The sequence below is a fragment of the Klebsiella sp. K-3 genome (genome assembly GCF_051207495.1).
Lineage (GTDB): Bacteria > Pseudomonadota > Gammaproteobacteria > Enterobacterales > Enterobacteriaceae > Klebsiella > Klebsiella aerogenes.
On sequence record NZ_JBPNXF010000014.1, the window covers coordinates 1 to 20703 of the forward strand.

Sequence of the window (20703 nt, forward strand, 5' to 3'; positions counted from 1 at the left end):
GATAACGAGCACACCGCGAAGGTCAACGACACCAACGACGAGCGGCTGGATTCGCTGAACATCGGCGGTATGTTTGAGGCCTGGTTCTGAGGCAATCCGATTCCCGGCTGGCGCTACGCTGAGCCGGGCTACAACTCCGGATACAACCTATCTCTGGCCTAATCGGCGGGCGATGCGCTCAAGCTTCATCATCAACAGCAGCGTGACGCCCACCAACACAATGGTCAGCGCCGAGCCATCAGCGATATTGCCGCGATCGGTGAGGCTGAAAATGGTCACCGGCAGCGTCGTCCAACCCGGCGGATAAATCATCACCGTCGCCCCTAACTCTCCCATCGACAGCGATAAACTCAGCGCCAGCGCTGAAATCATCCACGGCGTCATCAGCGGTAGCGTAACATGGCGCAGGCGATACCACGGCGAGGCGCCAAGACTGGAGGCGACGTTTTCAATATCGGCGGAAATCCGCGCCAGCCCGGTCGTTACGTTGCTGAAGGTAAAGGCGGAGATCAGCACAAAGTGCGCCGCCAGGACGATAAAGAAGGTGCCGTTCATCTGCAGCGGCCCCTGGCTGAACGCCACCAGAATGCCCAGCCCGACGGAAACCGAGGGGATGGCGCTGGGCAGATAAAACGCCAGGCCAAGATATTTCTGTAACTTCGCGCCATACTGGCGCAGCGCCAGCGCCGCCCACATCCCGCACAGCAGCGCCAGAAGGCTGGCGCAGAAGCCCACCATCAGGCTCGAAAACAGCGAATCCCACGCCGCGCCGCGAAAGGCGTTAACAAAGTGGGTAAAGGTAAAGCCGGTGGGCAGCAGGCCGTTCCATTGTTTACTCAGGCTGGAGAGTAAAATCACCGCCAGCGGCAGCAGGAAAACGCCGGCAAAAAGCGTCACCGCCAGCGCGCCCGCCGCCGCGCGGCCTTTACGCGACCAAATCAACATCGTTAACTCCTTACGCCAGTGCGCGCCGCAGCCAGCCGATAGAGCATAAACAGCCCCAGCGACAGCAGAATATTAATCAGCGCAATCATGCAGGCCACGCTGTAATCCGACTCCAGAATCGCCTTGCTGTAGACCATCATCGGCAGGGTATTAACCCCTTTGGCGCCAATAAACAGCACGATACCGAACTCGTTAGTGGTCAACAGCAGGCAAAGGCTGCCGCCTGCCATCAGCGCCGGTAGCGCCGCCGGGAAGATAACCTGGGTAATCACCCGTAACGGGTGAGCGCCGAGAATACTCGCCGCTTCCAGCTGGCTCTTATCTATCTGCCGCAGTCCGGCCATTAGCGGGCGCATCACCAGCGGCGTAAAGACGGTGATCTCCGCCAGGATCACGCCGTTAATCGAATAGAGAAAGTCTACCGGCGGCAGTTCAAAAGCAAACAACGCCATCAGGGTGCCGTTGAGCAGCCCCGCCGAGCCGTAAATAAAGGTGAATGCGAGGGTAATCAGGAAGGTCGGCAGCGCGATAAACGTATCGATGACCCGGCTCACCAGTTGGCTGCCGGGGAACGGAATAAACACCAGAATCAGCGCCAGCACGCTGCCGAGCACCAGGCAGCCGAGCGTCGCGAAAACGGCGATCTGCAAGGTATTAAACAATGCGCTGATAAAGCGCTTAGAGTCGATCACCTGCCAGAAAGTCTCGAGGCTTAGATTGCCGCTGGCGTCGCGTAACGCCTGTTCGGCGATCAGCAGTAGCGGATAGAAAAATAGCGTCGCCAGCACCAGCAGCGGCAACGCCAGCCACAGGTAAGGGCGTAGGTTTCGCGCCGGACGCGCAAGCGTGAGGGTTTGCGCCATTATTGCACCTCGATCAGAACCGCATCGCCAGGTTCAAAGTAGAGCGCCAGCTTGTCCCCTGCGCGCGGCAGTGGGTTTACGTGGGTCATCACAATCCGCACCGCTTCGCCAGCGACGTCGCACAGCAGATGCGTCAGATCGCCCTGCCAGTGTACCGAGGTCAGGGTAGCGTTGAGGCGATTACTGATTGCCGATCGCGGCGCCAGGCTCATGTGCTGCGGGCGAATGCATAACAGCTTGTTGTTGCCATGCAGGCCGCCCCGGCTGAAGGCGTTAATCAGGCCGCCGCCGCAGCTCACGCTAACCAGCCCCGGCTCGGTACTGTCTTTCAGCGCCGTTGCCTGCAGGATATTGGCGCGGCCGAGGAATTCGGCGCTAAAGCGGTTCGGCGGATAGTGGTACAGCTCGTGCGTTTCACCGTGGGCGATCAGCGAACCGTCTTTCATGATGCCGATTTTGTCCGCCAGGGTCAGCGCTTCGGTTTGATCGTGGGTGACGTAGAGGATGGTGAGCTCCGGCAGTTCGCGATGCAGACGGGCAATCTCTTCCACCATGTTATGACGAATTTGCGCATCCAGCGCCGACAGCGGTTCATCAAGCAACAGCACCCGAGGACGCACGGCAATCGCGCGGGCTATCGCGACGCGCTGCTGCTGGCCGCCAGAAAGCTGATGCGGGTAGCGGGTGGCATAATCCGCCATACCGACAATTTTTAAGGCTTCAGTCACCCGCTCGGCGATAAGCCCCCTGGGCTGCTTTTGCGCCCGCAGGCCGAAAGCAACGTTATCTTCCACCTTCATATGCGGGAACAGCGCGTAGTTCTGCACCACCATCGCCAGCCCGCGTTTGTACGGCGGCAGCTGGGTGACGTCCGTGTCGCCAATCAGGATCCGACCGCCAGCCGGTTGCACAAAACCGGCAATCGCCCGCAGCACCGTGGTTTTCCCGGAACCGGAAGGGCCTATCAGCGCCAATACTTCTCCGGGTTCAATGGTCAATGACAGCGGTTTTAAGACCACGTTGCCGTGGTATGAAACGCGCAGCGAGTCCAGGGTGATCCCGGAAGTCCCCGCCAGCGACGGGGAAGGAGTGACGGTGGTTTTCATCAACATCAGGCTTACTCGCTATCGGTCACTTTATGCCAGCGGGCGATATCCGCCGACAGCGATACTGCAACGTCGTCCCAGTTCGGCTCCCAGCTCTTCACGCCGTCGAGCGCCGCTTTCGCCGCCTTAAAGTTAGCGTCATCCGGCGCCACATCACTGCGTACCGGCAGGCCCCAGGAGAGCGCGCTAACGCTGGATTGCGCTGGTTTATCCAGCAGGAAATTAATCAGCTTCTTGCCGTTTTCGCTGTTCGGTCCGTTCTGCACCAGCCCGATGGTATAGGGCAGCGCCAGCGCGCTGCGCTCGCCTTTGTCATCCGCCGGCCAGAAAATTTTAACGTTCGGGTTACGCGCCATCTGCGACAGGTTCATCTGCAAATCGCCGTTGGCGACGTACAGCTCGCCTTTGTTGACCAGCGCCGTCAGCTTACCGGTCGAGGCCGATGGGCCGACATTATTGGCCTGTAGCTTACCCAGATATGCAAAACCGGCGTCTTTACCGCCGAGGCTGTGGAACGCCTGCAGCATCACCGCGGTACCGTCGCCCGCCTGCCCCGGCGTGGAGTACTGCAACTTGTTCTTAAAGCGGCTATCCAGCAGATCCTGCCAGCTGGCCGGCGCGGTTTTCAGCAACTGGCCGTTATAGATGAAGGTCAGATAGTTGTTCACCAGCGGCGCGTAGCGGTCGTTAGCGCCGGGGATCTGCGCGCTACCCTGCGGGGTAAAGGTTGCCAGCAATTGCTCTTTCGCGGCGCGCTGGATAAACGGCGGCACCGTGACCAGTACATCAGCCTGTGGATTGGTGCGCTCCTTGGCCAGACGTTCAACAATCGCGCCGGAGCCGCCTTCCACATACTGCACTTTGATGCCCGTCGCTTTGGTGAAGGCAGCGAACTGGCTCTGATACCAGCTGTTATCGCCGTCATGCAGGCCGTCGGCGGAATAAACCGTGACGACGCCGTCCGCCCAAACCGGAGAGCTGGTCAGCGCGAACAGGGACAGCAGAGCAAGTCGGGAGAGTTTCATCGTTTAAGCCTCATCGGATAGTCAGTTATTCTGGTGTAGACCAGATTTGCTTTCACGCTACCGAGGGTTTATGACAAAACGATGAAAGAAGTGTGTCGAAAGAGTTAAAACGAGGGGAGGTGCGTAGCCCCGGCACGCGCAAGCGCCACCGGGGAGATCAAAAAATTTAACCAATAAAATCAATGGGTATCGACTTCGATCCGCAGGCTGTCATGCCGCCAGTATTCAATATCGTAATCGAGAATACGCCCATGCTGATCGTAATTCAGCCGGCGCAGCAGCAGCGCCGGGCGCCCTTCCATCACCCCCAATGCTTCGGCAGCCTGCGGCGGCATTGAAGTGGGATAAAACGACAGATGCATACTGGTATAGATCAGGTCGTACTGAGTTTGATAAATCTCGGTCAGACTGCCGTTAAGATCGTGGCGCAGCAGTTCAGGCACCCGTGCGGGCAGACAGTGGTTTTCGCAGTAGCACACCGGCCGGCCGTCGGCATAGCGCAGCCGGGTCAGCAAATAGACCTGATCGAAGGGCTGCAGCGCCAACGGCGCCATCACATCCAGCGGCACGGCAGCCAGGCGGCCATCAAGCAGCACCGTTTTCGGTTCGCGCCCCTGCTCGAGACACAGCTTGTGGAAGTTGGTATTTTGCGTCGGATCCAGCCATAGACGCTCCGGCGTCACAAACCAGCCGCGGCGGTCGGCGCGGTAAATCACGCCGCTGGCCTCCAGCTGCGCCAGGCTCTCACGCACCGTAATCCGGGTCGTGTTGAACAGCGCGCACAGCTCGCGCTCGGAAGGCAGCTTGTCGCCGCTTTTGAGGGCGCCGTTTTGAATACGCGCCTGCAGCTGCGCTTTAATCATCAGGTATTGCGGCATCTCGCCAGAGGGTGATTTCATGTTTACTCACTGCCACTTTTCGTGCGCTCATTATACATAGCCAGATGAATTTTTTGTTGCAGCGCCACATTTCCTTTGACCCTTCCCCGGCTTTGTCTCCATGATAAATATAAATCTGGTATAGACCAAATGGTGAGACAAATGACTTCACGGAACTACCTGCTGCTGACCCCCGGCCCACTAACCACCTCCCGTACGGTAAAAGAGGCGATGTTGTTCGACAGCTGCACCTGGGATGATGATTACAATCTCGGCGTGGTACAGACCATTCGCCAGCAGCTGGTGCAACTGGCTACCCCAGCCGACGGTTATACAGCGGTACTGCTGCAGGGCAGCGGCAGCTACGCGGTCGAAGCGGTGCTCGGCAGCGTCATCGGCGGACAGGGCAAAGTGCTGATCGTCAGCAATGGCGCCTATGGCGCGCGTATGATTGAGATGGCGCAGCTGATGGGCATCGCCTGCCACCCTTACGACTGCGGCGAAGTCGCACGCCCTGATGCGGCGGCGATCGAACAGATCCTGCAGAACGACCCGGCGATCACCCATATCGCGATGGTACATAGCGAAACCACCACCGGCATGCTGAATCCGATCGAAGAGGTGGCCGAACTGGCGAAACGGTACGATAAACGCTATATCGTCGATGCGATGAGCAGCTTTGGCGGCATTCCGTTGGATATCGCCGCGCTGAATATTGATTACCTGATAAGCTCCGCCAACAAATGTATTCAGGGCGTGCCGGGCTTTGCCTTCGTGATTGCCCGCGAAGCGGAGCTGGCCGCCTGCAAAGGCCGTTCACGCTCGCTGTCACTGGATCTATATGCCCAGTGGCGCTGCATGGAAGATAACCACGGCAAGTGGCGCTTCACCTCGCCGACCCATACCGTGCTGGCCTTTGCCCAGGCGCTTAAAGAGCTGGCGCAGGAGGGCGGCGTTAGCGCGCGCCATCAGCGCTACCGCAACAATCAACGCCGTCTGGTGGCAGGGATGCGCGCGCTCGGCTTCCGGCCGCTGCTCGACGATAGCCTGCATTCGCCGATCATTACCGCCTTTTATTCCCCGGATGCGCCGCAGTATCGCTTTCACACCTTCTACCAGAAGCTGAAAGATCAGGGCTTCGTTATCTATCCGGGCAAAGTATCGCAAAGCGACTGCTTCCGTATCGGCAACATTGGCGAAGTCTACGACGCCGATATCACCGCCCTGCTGGCGGCTATCGACAACGCCATGTACTGGAAACAATAAGGAACCGCCATGAACCGTATTAGCGCACTGATCCTTGACTGGGCAGGCACCACCGTAGACTTCGGCTCTTTCGCCCCGACGCAAATTTTCGTCGAGGCCTTCCGCCAGGCTTTCGATATTGAGATCACTCTTGAAGAGGCCCGCGTGCCGATGGGGCTTGGCAAGTGGCAGCACATTGAAGCGCTGGGCAAACTCCCTGCTGTCGATAGCCGCTGGCAGGCCAAATTCGGCCGCGCGATGACTGCCGCCGATATCGATGCGATCTACGCCGCGTTTATGCCGCTGCAAATCGCTAAGGTTGTCGATTTTTCCGCACCGATTGCCGGCGTTGTCGACACCCTCGCCGCGCTGCGCGCCGAGGGCCTGAAGATCGGCTCCTGCTCAGGTTATCCGAGGCCGGTGATGGAAAAGCTGGTACCGGCCGCCGCCGCCCATGGCTACGCCCCGGACCACTGGGTCGCTACCGATGACCTTGCCGTCGGCGGTCGACCGGGCCCGTGGATGGCGCTGCAGAACGTGATTACCCTGGGCATAGACGATGTGGCCCACTGCGTGAAGGTCGATGACGCCGCACCGGGCATCAGCGAAGGGTTACATGCCGGGATGTGGAGCGTCGGCCTCGCGGTGTCCGGTAACGAATTCGGCGCTACCTGGGAGGAGTACCAGGCGATGTCGAAAGAGGAAATCGCCACCCGTCGCGAGCGGGCGGCAGGCAAACTGTATGCCGCCGGGGCTCACTATGTGGTTGATACCCTGGCGGATCTGCCGGAAGTGATTGCCGACATCAACGCCCGGCTGGCAAAAGGCGAGCGGCCGTAAGCGGGTTAATTCACCTTCACTTTGGTCGTCACCAGCAGGCCGGTAAACAGCATTAATATTCCTGACAACACCAGCGGCGACAGCAGCCCTAAGTGGTCGAGCGCAACGCCGCCGACCGCGGCGCCGCAGGTGTTGGCAAGCTGGATCACCGCCACCTGAATCGACCCGGCTTTTTCCGCCTGATCGGAGAGAGAACGGGTGATCCACGTTGACCACCCCACCGGGATTAGCGCAAACGCGAAGCCCCAGATAATCGCCACCGTCGAGGCGACGATTTTGCTTTCTCCCCACAGTACCAGCGCCACTGCGCAGGCGGTCAGCACCAGCGGCGAAATCGCCAGCGCCGCTTTGACCGAGCGCTTCAGCACCACCGAGGAGAGCGAGGTGCCGATAAAGCTGGCGATACCAAAGCTCAGCAGCACCAGCGTCAGGCCGTCGACGTCAAAACCGGCGAGGGTCATGTAAACCGGGCGAATATAGGTAAAGAAGGCGAACTGTCCGGCGAAGGCCATGAAAATGGCGCACATCCCGGCCATCACCCCCGGACGCTTCAGCAGACCAAACATATTTTGCTGCTGAGCCGCCGATTCACCCGGCAGCGACGGCAGCGCTTTCAGCACCCAGAGTGTACACAGCACGCCCATCACCGCCGCGCCGTTAAAGACGTTGCGCCAGCCGATAAGCCCGCCAAGGAAACTGCCCAATGGGGCGGCGATCACCAGCGCGATTGATACCGCGCCGAAGATAATCGATAGCGCTTTCGGTACCACGCGCATCGGCACCAGACGCATGGTCAGCGACGCCGACATCGCCCAGAAACCGCCGAGCGCCAGACCCAAACAGGCGCGTCCCAGCAGCAGCAGGGTGAAACTATCGGCAAACGATACCAGCAGGCAAGAAAGGGTCAGCAGCAGCGAAAACAGGATAACCACGTAGCGGCGATCGGTTTTGCCGATAACCGTGGTGATAAACAGGCTGGAAAACATCGCGACGAATGCCGTCGTCGTCACCGATTGCCCGGCCATCCCTTCGGAGATGCCTAAATCCAGCGCCATCGGCGTCAGCAGACTAACCGGCAAAAACTCGACGGTAATCAGGCAGGCGACGCAGAAAGCAACCGCGAAGACCGCCGACCAGTTTGGCCGCGCGAGATCGCTTGCATGGGGTTTGGCTTCATTTGAATGACTCATGAGTTACCTGCGAAGAAAGTGGCGGAAAGCTGCGCAGTGTAACATTTTGTATGTGACGTACTTAACGTTTTCGCAACTCTTCTCGCTTTTCATAACGTAATACAAAAGCGTAGCCTGAGAATACAGACCTCGTCATTCTGCCGGATGGCGCTTACGCTTATCCGGCCTACAAGTGACGAGTGCGTAAACCACAGGCCGGATAACAATGAGATCAGTGCAACCAGTGCACGCCGTCTTCCGGGAGAAACAGATCGTTATAGCGCTGCTGTAGGTTATGTAAATCGCTCACATCCGGGTCCAGTTCGCGCAGAAAACCTTGCGCCAGGCGGATCTGTACGTCGGTAATCGGCGCCGCTAATCGCGCTTTTTGCATCAGGCGATACCAGTAGTGCAGGTTTTTCTCGCTGGCGTCGACAATCGCGACCTGCCAGATAAGCAGCACCTGCGCGGCGTTCTGCAGATGTGCTTCATTGGGCCGCTCCAGGTAACGCAAATACTCATTACCGGCGGTTTTTCCCAGCTGATCGATCATCGATTCCAACGGAACAGGCGTAATGCCAAGGCGTTCGCTCAGGCGGCGAATCGCGCGGCGTGAATCAGAGGTAAGCACCCGAAATCCCACAACAAATACCACTACCAGGGTGGCCAGTCCTATCCAGATCATGCATCCTCTCATCCAATCGCGGCCTCACTATCATAATGGGAATTTGCCTGCTGTCGACTGTCGGACCTGGCATATTACGCAAGAAATAAAAAAGCCCGGCGCAATGGCCGGGCAAGGTTACCAAATACCTGGTGAATCAGGCAGTCTGCAAAACTCGATTCTTTTTCTCGCGGCGAATTTTACGCTCTTCGAAGATAGCCACGATGGCCATCAGGCAGATACAGCCGATGGCGGCGGCGTCCAGCGCCGCAAAGGTGCCGGCCCAGCCGGTCAGGCCGAAGACCGGCGTGCCGTCGGCGATCATCCCGAGACCCAGTTTGGCGAAGCTATCGCCGATCAGATAGGCGAAGGTGCCCTTGATTCCATCGGCGGCGCCGATCGCTTTTTTCGGCACAAAGCCGACGGCAGCGACGCCGATCAACAGCTGCGGACCAAACACCAGGAAGCCCAGCGCAAACAACGAGGCCAGATAGACGTACTGGTTGCTGGCATGTTGGTAAACCCCGAGGGTGGCGATAATCAGCGCCAACGCGACGCAGGCCACCAGCGCGCGGCGGCCGTTGGCCAAGTCCGACAACCAGCCCCACAGTAGCGTGCCAACCAGCGCGCCGACTTCAAACAGGGTAAAGCCCTGAATCGCCACCTCTTTAGACAGCTTCAGCTCCTGGAAAGCATACACGGTGGACCACTGATCGATACCGATACGCACCACGTAGAGGAAGATGTTGGAGAAGCACAGCAGCCAGATCACTTTGTTTTTCAGCACGTACTCAACAAAGATCTGCCACTTGGTCATCGCATTTTCTTCGGTTTCTTTGTCCTCTTCGCTAATCGCTTCGCCAAACAGCTCTTCCGCCGTGCCAAGGCCGTAGGATTCCGGAGAGTCGCTACCGTAACGCAGGCCAATAAAGCCGACGATCAGCGCAATAATCGACGGGAAGATAAACATGCCGATCACGTGGCCGTCGAACAGATAGTTGGCGCCAAACAGCGCCACGCCCGCCGCGCCCGCGCCGCCGAGGTTGTGGGAGATATTCCAGAAGCCGAGGAAGGTGCCGCGTTTGCGTCTGGGCGTCCACTTGGTGATGGTGGAATAGCTGCACGAGCCGCCGGTGCTCTGGAAGAAGCCGCTCAGCGCATAGAAGGCGATCATCAGGAACAGGCTGGTTGAACCCGCCCCCATGCTGGCGCTAAAGCCCAGCATACAGATGGCGGAGAGGATCAGCATAAACGGCAGGAACTGCTTGGTGTTTTTACCGTCGGCATAATAAGAGACCAGCGTCTTGCCCACACCGTAGGTAATGGAAAAGCCCAGGCCAATCATCCCCAGCTGCGTCATGCTCAACCCGTAGGTGGAGATCATGTCGTTCTGCGCGATGTTAAAGTTCTTGCGGATCAGGTACATGGTCAGGTAGCCGATGAAGACCACCAGGTAGGACTGCATGAAAGGTTTGAACCACATTTTGCGCCGCACGTCGAGCGGCAGATCCAGGGTCGGCTTGCGCACCTGATTCAGAAAGGCCAGCATGGGTATCTCCTGAGCTGATTTTTTATGCCTGCGTAATAACCAGGCATTGTAAAAACCAGCGCGCCGTCTGGCCTGAGACGGCGTCCAGGTGAAACCGGGAAAATTTCTTAGTTTTGCCCCGTTCGCGGCGAAAGGGTGAGCTACATCACGCTTCGCTGGCGGTACGCGGCGCCTGCGCGTTTAAAAACGGCAGCAGCAGCAGCGCGGAAATGCCGGCGGCAATCGCAATCACCACGAAGAATCCGGTCCAGTGCCAGATATCCATCACCTGCGCCAGCGGCCAGCCGGAAAGCGAGGCGCCAAGATAAGCGAACAGGCCGACAAACCCGGTCGCCGCCCCGGCGGCTTCTTTATGCGAACATTCCGCCGCCGCCATACCGATCAGCATCTGCGGGCCGAAAACGAAGAACCCGGTGGTGAAGAAGCAGGCCGCCTGCATGACGTAGCTGGCGAACGGCATCAGCCACAGCCCGCCAACCGACAGCAAAATTCCGGCGGCGAAGATCAGGTTCATCGGCCCGCGATTGCCGTTAAACAGCTTATCCGAGCCCCACCCCGCCACCAGCGCGCCGATAAAACCGCCCAGCTCAAACATGGTCACCGCCGAGTTAGCGGTCACCAGATCGACGCCAAGCGTCTCCGACATATACAGATTGCCCCAGTCGTTAATCGCCGCCCGCACCACGTACACCAGCACATAGCACAGCGATAACAGCCAGATATAGGGATTGGCCAGCACGTAGCGGGTCAGTATCTCTTTACGCGTCAGCCCTGCGCCTTCCTGCTGCTGGGCGATTTCCAGCGCATCGTGACGCCAGTCGCCTACGGCGGGTAACCCCACCGCCTGCGGGCGATCGCGCAGCCGCCAGCACAGATACAGTCCGGCGAGGATCGCCAGACAGCCGGCAATCGTCATCCCCATTCGCCAGCCGTAATGCAGCGCCGCCGCCCCCACGACCATTGGGATCAGCGCGCCGCCGACGTTATGCGCGGTATTCCACAGCGCCCACCAGCCGCCGCGTTCGGTCCGCGAATACCAGGCCGTCAGCAGCCGGGCGCACACCGGCGAGCCCCAGCCCTGGAAGAAGGCATTCAGCGCCCACAGCAGCGCGAAGGCCCATAGCGAAGTAGAAAAACCGAACAGGATATTCACCACCCCGGTGGCGATGAGCCCCAGCCCCATAAAATAGCGGGCGTCGGAGCGGTCGCTGACGATACCGGAGAAAAATTTCGACAGCCCGTAAGTGATGTAAAACAGCGTGGCCAGTAGGCCAATATCGCTACGAGTCAGTACATTGCTGGCCAGAATTTCAGGCACCGCGGCATTAAAGCTTTTGCGGGTGAAATAAAACAGCGCGTAACCAAGCCAGATGGTAAGCAGGATATGGCGACGCCAGTAACGATAACGCTCGTCCAGCTCGCGTTTATCGCTAATCGGCGCGGCGTCCGGCGGCGCTTTTAAAAAGGCAAACATCGGCGCTCCTCTCAGACGTAACGCAGCGGTAAATTGACGCACACGCGGGTACCGTGTGTGCAGGAGATAGTTAACGTACCGCCCAGCGCTGTCACGCGCTCACGCATGCCGGTCAGGCCGAACCCCTGCAGATTCGACCCCGGCGGCAGGCCGCAGCCGTCATCTTCCAGCACCAGCATCAATCGCCCATCCTGCTGCCAGCCCTGGAGGGTGACGGCGCTGGCGCTGGCGTGCTTGACGATATTATTCAGTCCCTCCTGGCAAACGCGAAACAGCGTCACGCGCTGGTTTTCGCTCAGCCCCGCCTCGTTAATCCGCCATTCGAGATGACTGACGATACCGCGGTCTTCCAGTTCCATTTCACGCATCAACGAACGTACCGCCTGTTCAAGCGGCAGATCGTCAAGCTGGCGCGGACGCAGACGACCAAGCAGTCTTCGCACAGAGTCGTAAACCCCCAGCGACAGCTGTTCTATCAACTGGCCGCTCTGCCGTACGCTGGCGTTGTTTGGCGCCAGACGCTGCACGATCCCCGCCTGGGTGCGAATTGCCGTGATAGTCTGGCCAATATCATCGTGGAGCTCGCGCGCCACGTCACGCCGCACGCTCTCTTCCGTTTCCAGCAGGCGTTCCGCCAGCCGCCGATTACGCGCCAGCTCGTTCTGTAGCGACAGGTTAAGCTCGCGCAATCGCTGGATCCCCGCGCCCAGCAGCAGTCCGGTCAGGCTCTGCGCCAGCAGTGAAAGCAATAAATCAACCGGGTGATCGTGCCAGGTCTGGCTGGCAATCAGCGCAATGGCGTTCATCAGGGTGGCGATCAGCGCCCCCTGCCAGCCGTAGTGCCAGGCGAGAGCGATAATCGGCAGCGCCAGACAAAAAGGGGTAAAGCGGGAGAGTTCGGCGGGCAACCCGAGCTGTAGCCACAGGCTGACGGTAAAGAGCAGCAGGTACCAGATCAGATGCCGGCCACGCCAGTTAACTGGCTGCGACACCAGCGACGGCCCCAACGGCTGCCAGACGGTACTGGTCAGATAATGCCAGATAACCAGGCAGGTCGGCGCCAGCGTCAGGCCGCCGGTCAGCGTCAACAACAGCGCGGTCAGTCCCTCACTGCCTTCTTGCGCCAGCCACGGCAGCGATTGCAGCAGCGAGGCGGCGATCAGCGCCCCGCCCTGGCGCAACAATGTCAGCCAGTCTCGCTGCTGGCGATAGCGTGAAATCAATGCCACCGGCAGCAGGGTCAGCAGACTTCCGGTCATCAATATTATCGGGTGCGCCAGCGCCACTTCCTGCGCCAGCCAGAAGATAAGCAGCCACTCGGCTCCCAGCAGCACCGGCCAGTAGCCACGCGGGCATTGCAGCATCAGCCCTAAACGCAGGCCAAAGGGAAACAGCAGCACCGCTAAATCCGCGCGTTCCACCAGATGCAGACTGATACTCCACAGGCAGAACCAGGCGGCTGAGAAGATAAAGGCGCAGCCGATCACCGACAGCAATCGTGAAACGACGGTGTTCATTGCCAGCTATCGAACATGCGGCGCGCCAGCTCAACGTCGTTACTGACGCCCAGTTTTTCCAGCAGGTTGGCGCGATGAACGTGAACGGTTTTCGGCGACAGACCGAGCTCGGCGGCGATCTCTTTCACCGCCATACCCTGCGCCAGCTTTTCCGCCACCTGGCGTTCGCGTTTGGTGAGCGGATCCTGGCGCCCGGCGGCCAGCTTCATGGCGATATCCGGCGTGAGATAGCAACCGCCCGCCGCCACCGTACGGACCGCGGCGATCAGTTCATCCGGACTGCAGCGTTTCGACAGGAAGCCGCGCGCGCCGGCGTTCAGCGCCTGCTCGATCAGCGCCGGGCTATCGTGCACCGACAGCATGATGGTCGCCATCCCCTTCGGCAACTGGCTTAACAGCTCCAGCCCGGAAATATCCGGCATTGAGATATCGCAGATACAAACCTGTACACCGCGCCCCGGTAGCCCCGCCAGCGCCTCGCGTCCACAGCCGAATTCAGCGACAACCTGAAAATCAGCTTCCAGCCCCAGTAGCTGAGCAAAACCGGAGCGGACAATCAAATGATCGTCAATAAGGGCGATGGTAGTCATGGTGTTTCCTGGTGCCTGAAAGCGCCGGATGGCGGCGTAAACGCCTTATCCGGCCTACGGATTCACTCCCTGTAGGCCGGATAAGCGCAGCGCCATCCGGCAAAGGCGCTTACCTTAGCGGTAAGCGCGTAGCTGTTCAAGCCTTGAGCGCTATTCGAAGAACACCGCAATTTTGTTAAACATGGTGGGATCGGACTGGTTACGCGCCACATTGGTGACATCTTCCAGCTTTTCAATCTGACTAATCATCTGCCCCAGTCGCTGGTCATCATTTACCAGCAGCCAGATGCGGCTATGCTCGCTGCCCTGGATCGGCAAGCAGAGAATGCCTTCAACGTTAAACGCGCGGCGGGCAAATAGCCCGCAGACGTGGGTCATGACGCCAGGGTGGTTGCGGACGGTGAGTTCCAGAATGACGTTATCGTGTTGCTTTTGCATGGCTTATTCCCCCACCATCTCAGTATTGGCCGCACCCGGCGGTACCATCGGATACACTTTCTGCTGCGCGTCGATACGCACGTGGATCAGCGCCGGGCCGGGACGGTCGATAATCGCCTGCAGCGCCGCTTGCGGATCGGCTTCGTTATTTAAATCACAGGTTTGCAGACCAAAACCGGCGGCGATCTGCATAAAGTTAATCATCCCCGGATAGGTCGCGGCGAAGACACCCTGCTGATAGAACAGGCTCTGCTGCTGGTGCACCAGCCCCAGCGCTTCGTTGTTCATCAGGATAATTTTTACATCCAGCTGATTTTCGGCGGCGGTGGCCATCTCCTGAATATTCATCATCAGGCTGCCGTCACCGGAGAAACAAATAACCTTACGTTGCGGATTGGCCAGCGCCGCGCCGATGGCCGCCGGCAGGCCGAAGCCCATGGTGCCGAGACCGCCGGAAGTCAGCCACTGGCGGGGACGGTTGAGTGGATAGGCCTGCGCCGTCCACATCTGATGCTGACCCACATCGGTGGTGATGATCGCCTCATCATCAACGCAGGCGGCCACGGCGTTAATCAGGCCGTAATGGGAGAGCGGATCGCTTTCCTGCGGAATGGCGCAGGGGAATTCTCTTTGTAAATCGGCCACCAGTTGGCGCCACTCATCACGCGGCTGCGCCTCAATCTGCGGAATAAGCTGGGCTAAAACCTCCGCCACGTCGCCCTGAATCGCTACGTGCGGTTGCTTAATTTTGCCAAGCTCCGAGCGATCGATATCGACGTGAATTATCTTCGCGTTCGGGCAGAACTGCTCGGTCTTTCCAATCGCCCGATCATCAAAACGAGCCCCTAAAACAATCAGTAAATCAGCTTCTTGCAGAATAAAGTTAGTGCTGCGCGCGCCGTGCATCCCCAGCATGCCCAGCGACAGAGGGTGCGCCTTCGGCAGCATACCCAGCGCCATTAAGGTCATAGTGGTCGGCAGGTTGGCTTTTTCCGCCAGTTCACGAATCGGCTGCGGCGCGTTAATTACGCCGCCCCCCAGATACAGTACCGGGCGTTTCGCCGCATTGATCATTGCCGCCGCTTCACGCACGCTTTCAGGCGCGAATGCCGGTGCCGGGGCGCGCTCGCCGGGCTCTGGGAGCGTTTCCAGTTCAATGGTTGCCGACTGCACATCCTTAGGAATATCTATCCACACCGGCCCGGGACGCCCGGACTGGGCAATACGGAAGGCGTCGCTCATCACCTGCGGCAGCTCGGCGATGTCGCGCACCAGGTAGTTATGCTTGGTGATGGGGATAGAGATGCCGTAGGTATCGACTTCCTGGAAGGCATCGGTGCCGATCATTGAGGCCGGAACCTGTCCGGTGATGCAGACCAGTGGAATAGAATCGAGGCGGGCATCGGCGATGGCGGTAATCAGGTTGGTGGCGCCAGGGCCGCTACAGGCCATACAGACTGCGGGTTTACCTTCGGTACGCGCCATCCCCTGAGCGATAAAACCCGCCCCCTGCTCGTGTCGCGCCAGGATGTGGCGGATCTGCGTGCTTTGGCTCAAGGCATCATAGATAGGCAGAATGGAGCCGCCCGGAATGCCGCTGACCATAGTGATACCCTGGCGTTCCAGTAAATGAACAACCAGCTGCGCGCCGGTAAAGCGCATTGTGTTTGATGTGGTGCCCGAACTTGCCATGCTCCAGTCCTTTTATTCTGGGCCGACTTTACCGGGGGGCTCGCCAACAAAAAACCCCGCTCGGTTTGCGCCGGCGGGGTTTGGAATTCGTGTTGTTCCGGACCCTACGGCGCATTGCCGACGACGACCACCACAGACACGACGACCACCGCGGCAGGCGCGGTTTTTAGTAGGGTCGAAGTCATCATGGCAGCGTTCATTAGGGACCTGTTGTGTCGAAAAATAAGCTGAATTTATACAAACACAGGTTTTGCGTTTTCACAATGGATTTATTTTCATCCACGAGAATTTGCGCGAAAGATCACAATTTGCGACATCAGCGGCAGAAAACAAAAAACCCCGCCGGAGCGAGGTTTTTATCAGCATTTTTACGGGTGGTAGCCGTAAGCACACTGTATTACGTCAACGACAAAAGTATACGCGATCGCTGCAATTCGCGCAATTTAAGGTCGAAATTTCTCTGTCATAGAGTATGTACGACGGGTGCGAATTTGTCCAAAAAATACTGTTCATACATACAGTATTTATCTATACTGGATGTGTTCACTTTGTGCCATTCGGGGGCCGCAAGTTTGACCGGCGCAACGAAGTCCTGGCTGAAACGGGTGGTGCCGTCAGTGCCTTAACCCCGAGAGAGCACACTGTGTTACGTCAACAATGCGTCGTGTCCGGCCCGTGCGGCCACCACTGCGCAACCCCTGTGAGAACAGGGATAAGCTGGCAACAGGCAGCGGAAAGGTACGTCAGCTTATTGTGTTCCTTAACCACAGGAGACGCGCGTATGGGCGGAATGGATATTATTATTTTAATCCTGAAACTCATGGTTGCTGTGTTGCAACTACTTGATGCAGTCCTGAAACAGTTCCGCTGATTCAGGTTCAAGTCGCACCTGAGGGGGGCGGGAAACCGCCCCCCTACAGGCGTCCTTCGGGCGTTCCGGGAAGACTTGATGGAGGAACCATGCCACCGCTATTAATTGCCGCAACGACGCCGGAGGATCCGGGGTTCGTCGCGCTGCGCACCGAAAGCCTTGAACAGCATTTCAATATGCTGCGCCGTCTGGCGGAAAACTGGCAAAGCGGCAAAAACCGCTTTAACGCCCCTGGTGAAAAGCTACTGGGCGCGTTTGTCCGTGGCCAGTTGGTTGGGGTCTGCGGTCTGAACGTCGACCCCTTCAGCCAGCAGCCGCGGGCCGGGCGCATTCGCCATCTCTATATTCGCGATAGCCATCGCCGCCAGGGAATTGGCCAGCAGCTGCTGCTCTCAGTCATCACGCATTCCGGCGCCTGGTTCGATTTCCTTAACACTCATGCCCCGGCGCAGGCCTGGCCCTTTTATGAACGCTTTGGTTTCCGCCCGGTATACGATGAGCCTCGGGTTACGCATCGCCTGTTCTGCTCGCTGTAAGCGCGGCTGGTTGGCGCAGCGGGCGCATGTTACAGTCCGCTGACCTTAACTGCTGAATCTGCCTGCGATGACCATCACCGTATTCTGCATTTTGCTTTTCGCTGCACTGCTGCACGCCAGCTGGAACGCTATCGTCAAAGCCAGCGGCGATAAAATGTACGCGGCGATAAGCGTCAGCGGGTCGGCCTCGCTGATTGCCCTGGTGATGCTCCCCTTCGCGCCGCAGCCGACGCTGGCCAGCGCCCCCTATCTGGTGGCGTCATGTGCGTTGCAGGTGGTGTATACGGTACTGGTGGCGAAGACCTATCAGGTGTCGGATATGAGCCAGACCTATCCGCTAATGCGCGGCACCGCGCCGCTGCTGGTCGCGGCTATCAGCGTGATATTTCTCGGCGATCGCTTATCGCCGTTGGCCTGGTTGGGTATTGGCGTCATCTGCCTGGCGATTCTGGCAATGGCCTTTAACGGCCGCGTCAGTTCCCGTAAAGGCATCATGCTGGCGCTGATCAACGCCTGTTTTATCGCGGGCTATACGCTGGTAGACGGCACCGGGGTACGGCTGGCGGGATCGGCGCTCGGCTATACCCTGTGGACCTTTTTTATGAACGGTTGCTGCCTGCTGTGCTGGGCCATGGCGGCACGGCGGCGCGAAGCCAGCCGTTATTTACGCCAGCACTGGAAAAAGGGCATCCTCGGCGGCGTCGGCACCATGGGCTCCTACGGCCTGGCGCTATGGGCGATGACTCAGGCGCCGCTGGCGGTGGTCGCCGCGCTGCGTGAAACCTCCATTCTGTTCGGCGCGCTGATCGCGTTTATCGTCCTGAAAGAACAGGTGGTAGCGCTGCGCATCGTTGCCGCCTGCGGTATTGCCGCCGGAGCAATCCTGCTGCGCCTCTCATAGATTAAAATGGCAACATTAGTTGCCGATCCTGTTTACAAAACCTGCCTGAATTTTCCCCAACAATCGGTGCTATGTAGTTGTTCTGTCATTTTATTGTGGTAGATTCCTCCATCGTTTAAGGGGTGTGCCAGTCACATATTCTTCATTTCTCATTGCTCGCGAAGTATTCATCGACATGAAACGGCATAAGAACTTCAATTTGTTGTTGATGCTGGTACTGCTGGTGGCCGTTGGCCAGATGGCGCAGACCATTTATATTCCGGCTATCGCCGACATGGCGGTATCGCTTAACGTCCGCGAAGGGGCGGTACAAAGCGTGATGGCGGCCTATCTCCTGACGTACGGCATTTCCCAGCTGTTCTACGGCCCGCTCTCCGACCGCGTGGGCCGCCGCCCGGTGATCCTCGTCGGGATGTCTATTTTTATGCTGGCGACGCTGGTTGCCATCACCACCCATAGCCTGCCGGTGTTGATCGCCGCCAGCGCCATGCAGGGGATGGGTACCGGCGTCGGCGGCGTGATGGCGCGCACCCTGCCGCGAGACCTGTATGAAGGCGCGCAGCTGCGTCACGCCAATAGTTTGTTAAATATGGGAATACTGGTCAGCCCGCTGATTGCGCCGCTGCTCGGCGGCATCCTTGATACCCTGTGGAACTGGCGCGCCTGCTACGCTTTCCTGCTCATACTGTGCGCTGGCGTGACGATTAGTATGGCGAAATGGATGCCGGAAACGCGCCCACAAGGCGCGCCGCGGACGAAACTACTGGCCAGCTACAAAACGCTGTTCGGTACCGGCGCCTTTAACTGTTACCTGTTGATGCTGGTGGGCGGGCTGGCCGGGATTGCGGTGTTCGAAGCCTGTTCCGGCGTGCTGATGGGCGCGGTCCTCGGCCTGAGCAGTATGGCGGTCAGTATTCTGTTTATTCTGCCGATCCCGGCGGCGTTCTTCGGCGCGTGGTTCGCTGGCCGTCCGAATAAACGCTTCTCGACGCTGATGTGGCAGTCGGTTATCTGCTGCCTGCTGGCGGGAATTATGATGTGGTTGCCGGGGCTGTTCGGCATTATGACCGTCTGGACACTGCTGGTGCCTGCGGCGCTGTTCTTCTTCGGCGCGGGTATGTTGTTCCCGCTGGCTACCAGCGGCGCGATGGAACCATTCCCGTTCCTCGCCGGTACCGCTGGCGCGCTGGTTGGCGGCCTGCAGAATATCGGCTCCGGCGTGCTGGCCTGGCTGTCGGCAATGATGCCGCAAACCGGGCAAAGCAGCCTCGGCCTGCTGATGATGTTAATGGGCCTGTTGATTCTGCTGTGCTGGCTGCCGCTGGCCTCGCGCTTTACCAGCCACCAGCAGCCGGTCTAAGCGCCGCTGGCGCTCCCCGGATAGCGGCTTACGCCTTATCCGGGCTACCCCCTCGGCGGCTGCTTTTGCCTTATGTCAGGCTGTGCAACCATTCGATAAAGGCGTCGATTTTCGGCCACTGACGGCCCGGCAGGGTCGTCACATAGTAGTGCTGGTGACACTTCAGCGTCATGTCGCCGAACGGCGCGATAAGCTCCCCGCTTTCTAACCGCTTCTGCACCAGCCGTTTACGCCCCATCGCTACCCCGACGTCATTCATCGCCGCAATCACCGCTAAATCAGAACGATCGAAGCCGATACCCGACGATTGCGGCAATTCAATCGCAAATTGCTGCGCCCAACTGAACCACTCATCGGTACCGGAATCATTGCTCCATGCCTGACGGTCATGTAGTAACGTGCAGTAGCGCAGATTGCCTGGATTGCGGATTATCTGCTGCTGCTGTGCGTATTTCGGCGTACATACCGGCACGATCGCTTCATCCATCAGAAAATGATGGCTTAGCTGTGATGACGGCGCATCATCAAAATAGATCGCCAGATCGATACCCGCACGCTGTAGATTGACGTTATCGTTGCCGGTGAGCACAGTCAGCGAGATGGACGGGTAGCGGCGGGTGAAATCGCCCAGCGCCGGCACCAGCCAGCATTGGGCGATCGACGGGCGCGAGTATACCGTCAGCGTGCCGGAGAGCTCCTGATTTTTAATATCCAGAATCTCCTGGTTAAGGCTATCCAGCGAGGATTTCAACGCCCAGAATACCCGCCGCCCCTCGCGCGTCAACTCCACCTTGCGGTGCGAACGTATAAATAGCTGAATACCCAGCTCTTCTTCCAGCTGGTTGATGCGATGGCTAACGGCGCTCGGGGTCAGCGACAGCTCTTCCGCCGCCAGTGCAAAGGACTCATGGCGAGCCGCAACTTCAAAGGTATACAGCTTTGACAACTGCCAGCCGTTCAGCAGGCGATTACCTATCTCTTTCATTACATCCATCACGATTCCCCGCCTTTTCTTTGCCGGTAAGTGTAAAAAAAAACGC

21 protein-coding genes and 2 pseudogenes are annotated in these 20703 nt (G+C 58.7%); 8 read left to right on the plus strand and 15 right to left on the minus strand.

The genetic code is table 11. From position 1 onward, the window contains the following. Positions 1-90: pseudogene (locus ACSEMK_RS20845) on the plus strand (carbohydrate porin); the annotation flags it as partial. Positions 91-147: 57 nt separating this feature from the next. Here the strand turns inward: ACSEMK_RS20845 and phnV are convergent. The 5 genes from phnV to phnR all read right to left on the minus strand — a co-directional run bounded on the left by phnV (position 148) and on the right by phnR (position 4838). Beyond that, positions 148-945, minus strand: coding sequence for a 2-aminoethylphosphonate ABC transport system, membrane component PhnV (gene phnV, locus ACSEMK_RS20850; RefSeq protein ID WP_430915418.1), 798 nt, complete (start codon positions 943-945; stop codon positions 148-150). 2 nt (positions 946-947) lie between these two features. Next, positions 948-1808: a 2-aminoethylphosphonate ABC transporter permease subunit gene (gene phnU / locus ACSEMK_RS20855; protein ID WP_087858896.1), complete on the minus strand. Its 861-nt coding sequence runs from the start codon at positions 1806-1808 to the stop codon at positions 948-950. Beyond that, positions 1808-2920 carry a 2-aminoethylphosphonate ABC transport system ATP-binding subunit PhnT gene (gene phnT, locus ACSEMK_RS20860; RefSeq protein WP_430915419.1) on the minus strand — a complete coding sequence of 371 codons (1113 nt, stop codon included), beginning with the start codon at positions 2918-2920 and terminating at the stop codon, positions 1808-1810. The genes phnU and phnT overlap by 1 nt, the downstream gene beginning before the upstream one ends. A 5-nt stretch (positions 2921-2925) precedes the next feature. Next, positions 2926-3939 carry a 2-aminoethylphosphonate ABC transporter substrate-binding protein gene (phnS, locus tag ACSEMK_RS20865; protein WP_411325290.1) on the minus strand — a complete coding sequence of 338 codons (1014 nt, stop codon included), beginning with the start codon at positions 3937-3939 and terminating at the stop codon, positions 2926-2928. A 179-nt stretch (positions 3940-4118) separates the two neighbouring features. Next, positions 4119-4838 carry a phosphonate utilization transcriptional regulator PhnR gene (phnR, locus tag ACSEMK_RS20870; protein ID WP_045397821.1) on the minus strand — a complete coding sequence of 240 codons (720 nt, stop codon included), beginning with the start codon at positions 4836-4838 and terminating at the stop codon, positions 4119-4121. 141 nt (positions 4839-4979) lie between these two features. On the opposite strand from phnR, the gene phnW reads away from it, so the two are divergent. Together phnW and phnX are read left to right on the plus strand one after the other, a co-directional pair. Beyond that, positions 4980-6083: a 2-aminoethylphosphonate--pyruvate transaminase gene (gene phnW, locus ACSEMK_RS20875; RefSeq protein ID WP_213317683.1), complete on the plus strand. Its 1104-nt coding sequence runs from the start codon at positions 4980-4982 to the stop codon at positions 6081-6083. A 9-nt stretch (positions 6084-6092) separates the two neighbouring features. Next, positions 6093-6902, plus strand: a complete 810-nt coding sequence (gene phnX, locus ACSEMK_RS20880) for a phosphonoacetaldehyde hydrolase (protein ID WP_032715343.1) — start codon at positions 6093-6095, stop codon at positions 6900-6902. Positions 6903-6907: 5 nt separating this feature from the next. On the opposite strand, the gene nepI is transcribed toward phnX, so the two are convergent. From nepI to ivbL, 9 genes are all read right to left on the minus strand, one after another. Beyond that, positions 6908-8092, minus strand: a complete 1185-nt coding sequence (gene nepI / locus ACSEMK_RS20885) for a purine ribonucleoside efflux pump NepI (protein WP_212769317.1) — start codon at positions 8090-8092, stop codon at positions 6908-6910. 211 nt (positions 8093-8303) lie between these two features. After that, the gene (locus ACSEMK_RS20890; protein ID WP_430915420.1) at positions 8304-8756 is read right to left on the minus strand and encodes a DUF1198 family protein; all 453 of its coding nucleotides are present in this window, start codon (positions 8754-8756) and stop codon (positions 8304-8306) included. Positions 8757-8892: 136 nt separating this feature from the next. Next, positions 8893-10284, minus strand: a complete 1392-nt coding sequence (uhpT, locus tag ACSEMK_RS20895) for a hexose-6-phosphate:phosphate antiporter (RefSeq protein ID WP_015369067.1) — start codon at positions 10282-10284, stop codon at positions 8893-8895. 145 nt (positions 10285-10429) lie between these two features. Continuing rightward, entirely contained in the window at positions 10430-11758 is a 1329-nt protein-coding gene (locus ACSEMK_RS20900) for an MFS transporter (protein WP_015369066.1), read from the minus strand. An 11-nt stretch (positions 11759-11769) separates the two neighbouring features. Beyond that, positions 11770-13254: a signal transduction histidine-protein kinase/phosphatase UhpB gene (uhpB, locus tag ACSEMK_RS20905; protein WP_430915434.1), complete on the minus strand. Its 1485-nt coding sequence runs from the start codon at positions 13252-13254 to the stop codon at positions 11770-11772. Positions 13255-13271: 17 nt separating this feature from the next. Then, positions 13272-13865 carry a transcriptional regulator UhpA gene (uhpA, locus tag ACSEMK_RS20910; RefSeq protein WP_015369064.1) on the minus strand — a complete coding sequence of 198 codons (594 nt, stop codon included), beginning with the start codon at positions 13863-13865 and terminating at the stop codon, positions 13272-13274. A gap of 150 nt (positions 13866-14015) precedes the next feature. Further along, a complete protein-coding gene (gene ilvN / locus ACSEMK_RS20915) occupies positions 14016-14303 on the minus strand; it encodes an acetolactate synthase small subunit (protein WP_016162014.1) in 288 nt (95 codons plus the stop codon). A gap of 3 nt (positions 14304-14306) precedes the next feature. After that, positions 14307-15995: an acetolactate synthase large subunit gene (gene ilvB / locus ACSEMK_RS20920; RefSeq protein ID WP_047044651.1), complete on the minus strand. Its 1689-nt coding sequence runs from the start codon at positions 15993-15995 to the stop codon at positions 14307-14309. Between the two features lie 104 nt (positions 15996-16099). After that, positions 16100-16195 (minus strand): ilvB operon leader peptide IvbL, encoded by a 96-nt coding sequence (gene ivbL, locus ACSEMK_RS20925; protein WP_016162016.1) that lies wholly within the window; start codon positions 16193-16195, stop codon positions 16100-16102. Between the two features lie 12 nt (positions 16196-16207). On the opposite strand from ivbL, the pseudogene ACSEMK_RS20930 reads away from it, so the two are divergent. The 5 genes and pseudogenes from ACSEMK_RS20930 (at position 16208) to emrD (ending at position 19663) form a co-directional block, all read left to right on the plus strand. Beyond that, positions 16208-16376: pseudogene (locus ACSEMK_RS20930) on the plus strand (hypothetical protein). A gap of 370 nt (positions 16377-16746) precedes the next feature. After that, the gene (tisB, locus tag ACSEMK_RS20935; protein ID WP_004145059.1) at positions 16747-16866 is read left to right on the plus strand and encodes a type I toxin-antitoxin system toxin TisB; all 120 of its coding nucleotides are present in this window, start codon (positions 16747-16749) and stop codon (positions 16864-16866) included. A gap of 89 nt (positions 16867-16955) precedes the next feature. After that, positions 16956-17402 (plus strand): GNAT family N-acetyltransferase, encoded by a 447-nt coding sequence (locus ACSEMK_RS20940; protein ID WP_087858886.1) that lies wholly within the window; start codon positions 16956-16958, stop codon positions 17400-17402. A gap of 67 nt (positions 17403-17469) precedes the next feature. Then, positions 17470-18303, plus strand: coding sequence for a DMT family transporter (locus tag ACSEMK_RS20945; RefSeq protein WP_047046121.1), 834 nt, complete (start codon positions 17470-17472; stop codon positions 18301-18303). Positions 18304-18478: 175 nt separating this feature from the next. Continuing rightward, positions 18479-19663: a multidrug efflux MFS transporter EmrD gene (emrD, locus tag ACSEMK_RS20950; protein ID WP_015369059.1), complete on the plus strand. Its 1185-nt coding sequence runs from the start codon at positions 18479-18481 to the stop codon at positions 19661-19663. 70 nt (positions 19664-19733) lie between these two features. Here the strand turns inward: emrD and dsdC are convergent, their stop codons facing one another. Next, the gene (gene dsdC / locus ACSEMK_RS20955; RefSeq protein WP_430915435.1) at positions 19734-20657 is read right to left on the minus strand and encodes a DNA-binding transcriptional regulator DsdC; all 924 of its coding nucleotides are present in this window, start codon (positions 20655-20657) and stop codon (positions 19734-19736) included. Between the last annotated feature and the right edge of the window lie 46 nt (positions 20658-20703).

Bases quoted from the DNA above. Each gene is read 5' to 3' on its own strand.
- nepI (WP_212769317.1), bottom strand. From the start codon at position 8,092: ATGAGTCATTCAAATGAAGCCAAACCCCATGCAAGCGATCTCGCGCGG.
- emrD (WP_015369059.1), top strand. From the start codon at position 18,479: ATGAAACGGCATAAGAACTTCAATTTGTTGTTGATGCTGGTACTGCTG.
- phnV (WP_430915418.1), bottom strand. From the start codon at position 945: ATGTTGATTTGGTCGCGTAAAGGCCGCGCGGCGGCGGGCGCGCTGGCG.
- ilvN (WP_016162014.1), bottom strand. From the start codon at position 14,303: ATGCAAAAGCAACACGATAACGTCATTCTGGAACTCACCGTCCGCAAC.
- dsdC (WP_430915435.1), bottom strand. From the start codon at position 20,657: ATGGATGTAATGAAAGAGATAGGTAATCGCCTGCTGAACGGCTGGCAG.
- phnW (WP_213317683.1), top strand. From the start codon at position 4,980: ATGACTTCACGGAACTACCTGCTGCTGACCCCCGGCCCACTAACCACC.
- uhpA (WP_015369064.1), bottom strand. From the start codon at position 13,865: ATGACTACCATCGCCCTTATTGACGATCATTTGATTGTCCGCTCCGGT.
- ACSEMK_RS20945 (WP_047046121.1), top strand. From the start codon at position 17,470: ATGACCATCACCGTATTCTGCATTTTGCTTTTCGCTGCACTGCTGCAC.
- ACSEMK_RS20900 (WP_015369066.1), bottom strand. From the start codon at position 11,758: ATGTTTGCCTTTTTAAAAGCGCCGCCGGACGCCGCGCCGATTAGCGAT.
- ACSEMK_RS20940 (WP_087858886.1), top strand. From the start codon at position 16,956: ATGCCACCGCTATTAATTGCCGCAACGACGCCGGAGGATCCGGGGTTC.
- uhpT (WP_015369067.1), bottom strand. From the start codon at position 10,284: ATGCTGGCCTTTCTGAATCAGGTGCGCAAGCCGACCCTGGATCTGCCG.
- ilvB (WP_047044651.1), bottom strand. From the start codon at position 15,995: ATGGCAAGTTCGGGCACCACATCAAACACAATGCGCTTTACCGGCGCG.
- phnX (WP_032715343.1), top strand. From the start codon at position 6,093: ATGAACCGTATTAGCGCACTGATCCTTGACTGGGCAGGCACCACCGTA.
- phnU (WP_087858896.1), bottom strand. From the start codon at position 1,808: ATGGCGCAAACCCTCACGCTTGCGCGTCCGGCGCGAAACCTACGCCCT.
- ACSEMK_RS20890 (WP_430915420.1), bottom strand. From the start codon at position 8,756: ATGATCTGGATAGGACTGGCCACCCTGGTAGTGGTATTTGTTGTGGGA.
- phnR (WP_045397821.1), bottom strand. From the start codon at position 4,838: ATGAAATCACCCTCTGGCGAGATGCCGCAATACCTGATGATTAAAGCG.
- phnT (WP_430915419.1), bottom strand. From the start codon at position 2,920: ATGTTGATGAAAACCACCGTCACTCCTTCCCCGTCGCTGGCGGGGACT.
- phnS (WP_411325290.1), bottom strand. From the start codon at position 3,939: ATGAAACTCTCCCGACTTGCTCTGCTGTCCCTGTTCGCGCTGACCAGC.
- ivbL (WP_016162016.1), bottom strand. From the start codon at position 16,195: ATGAACGCTGCCATGATGACTTCGACCCTACTAAAAACCGCGCCTGCC.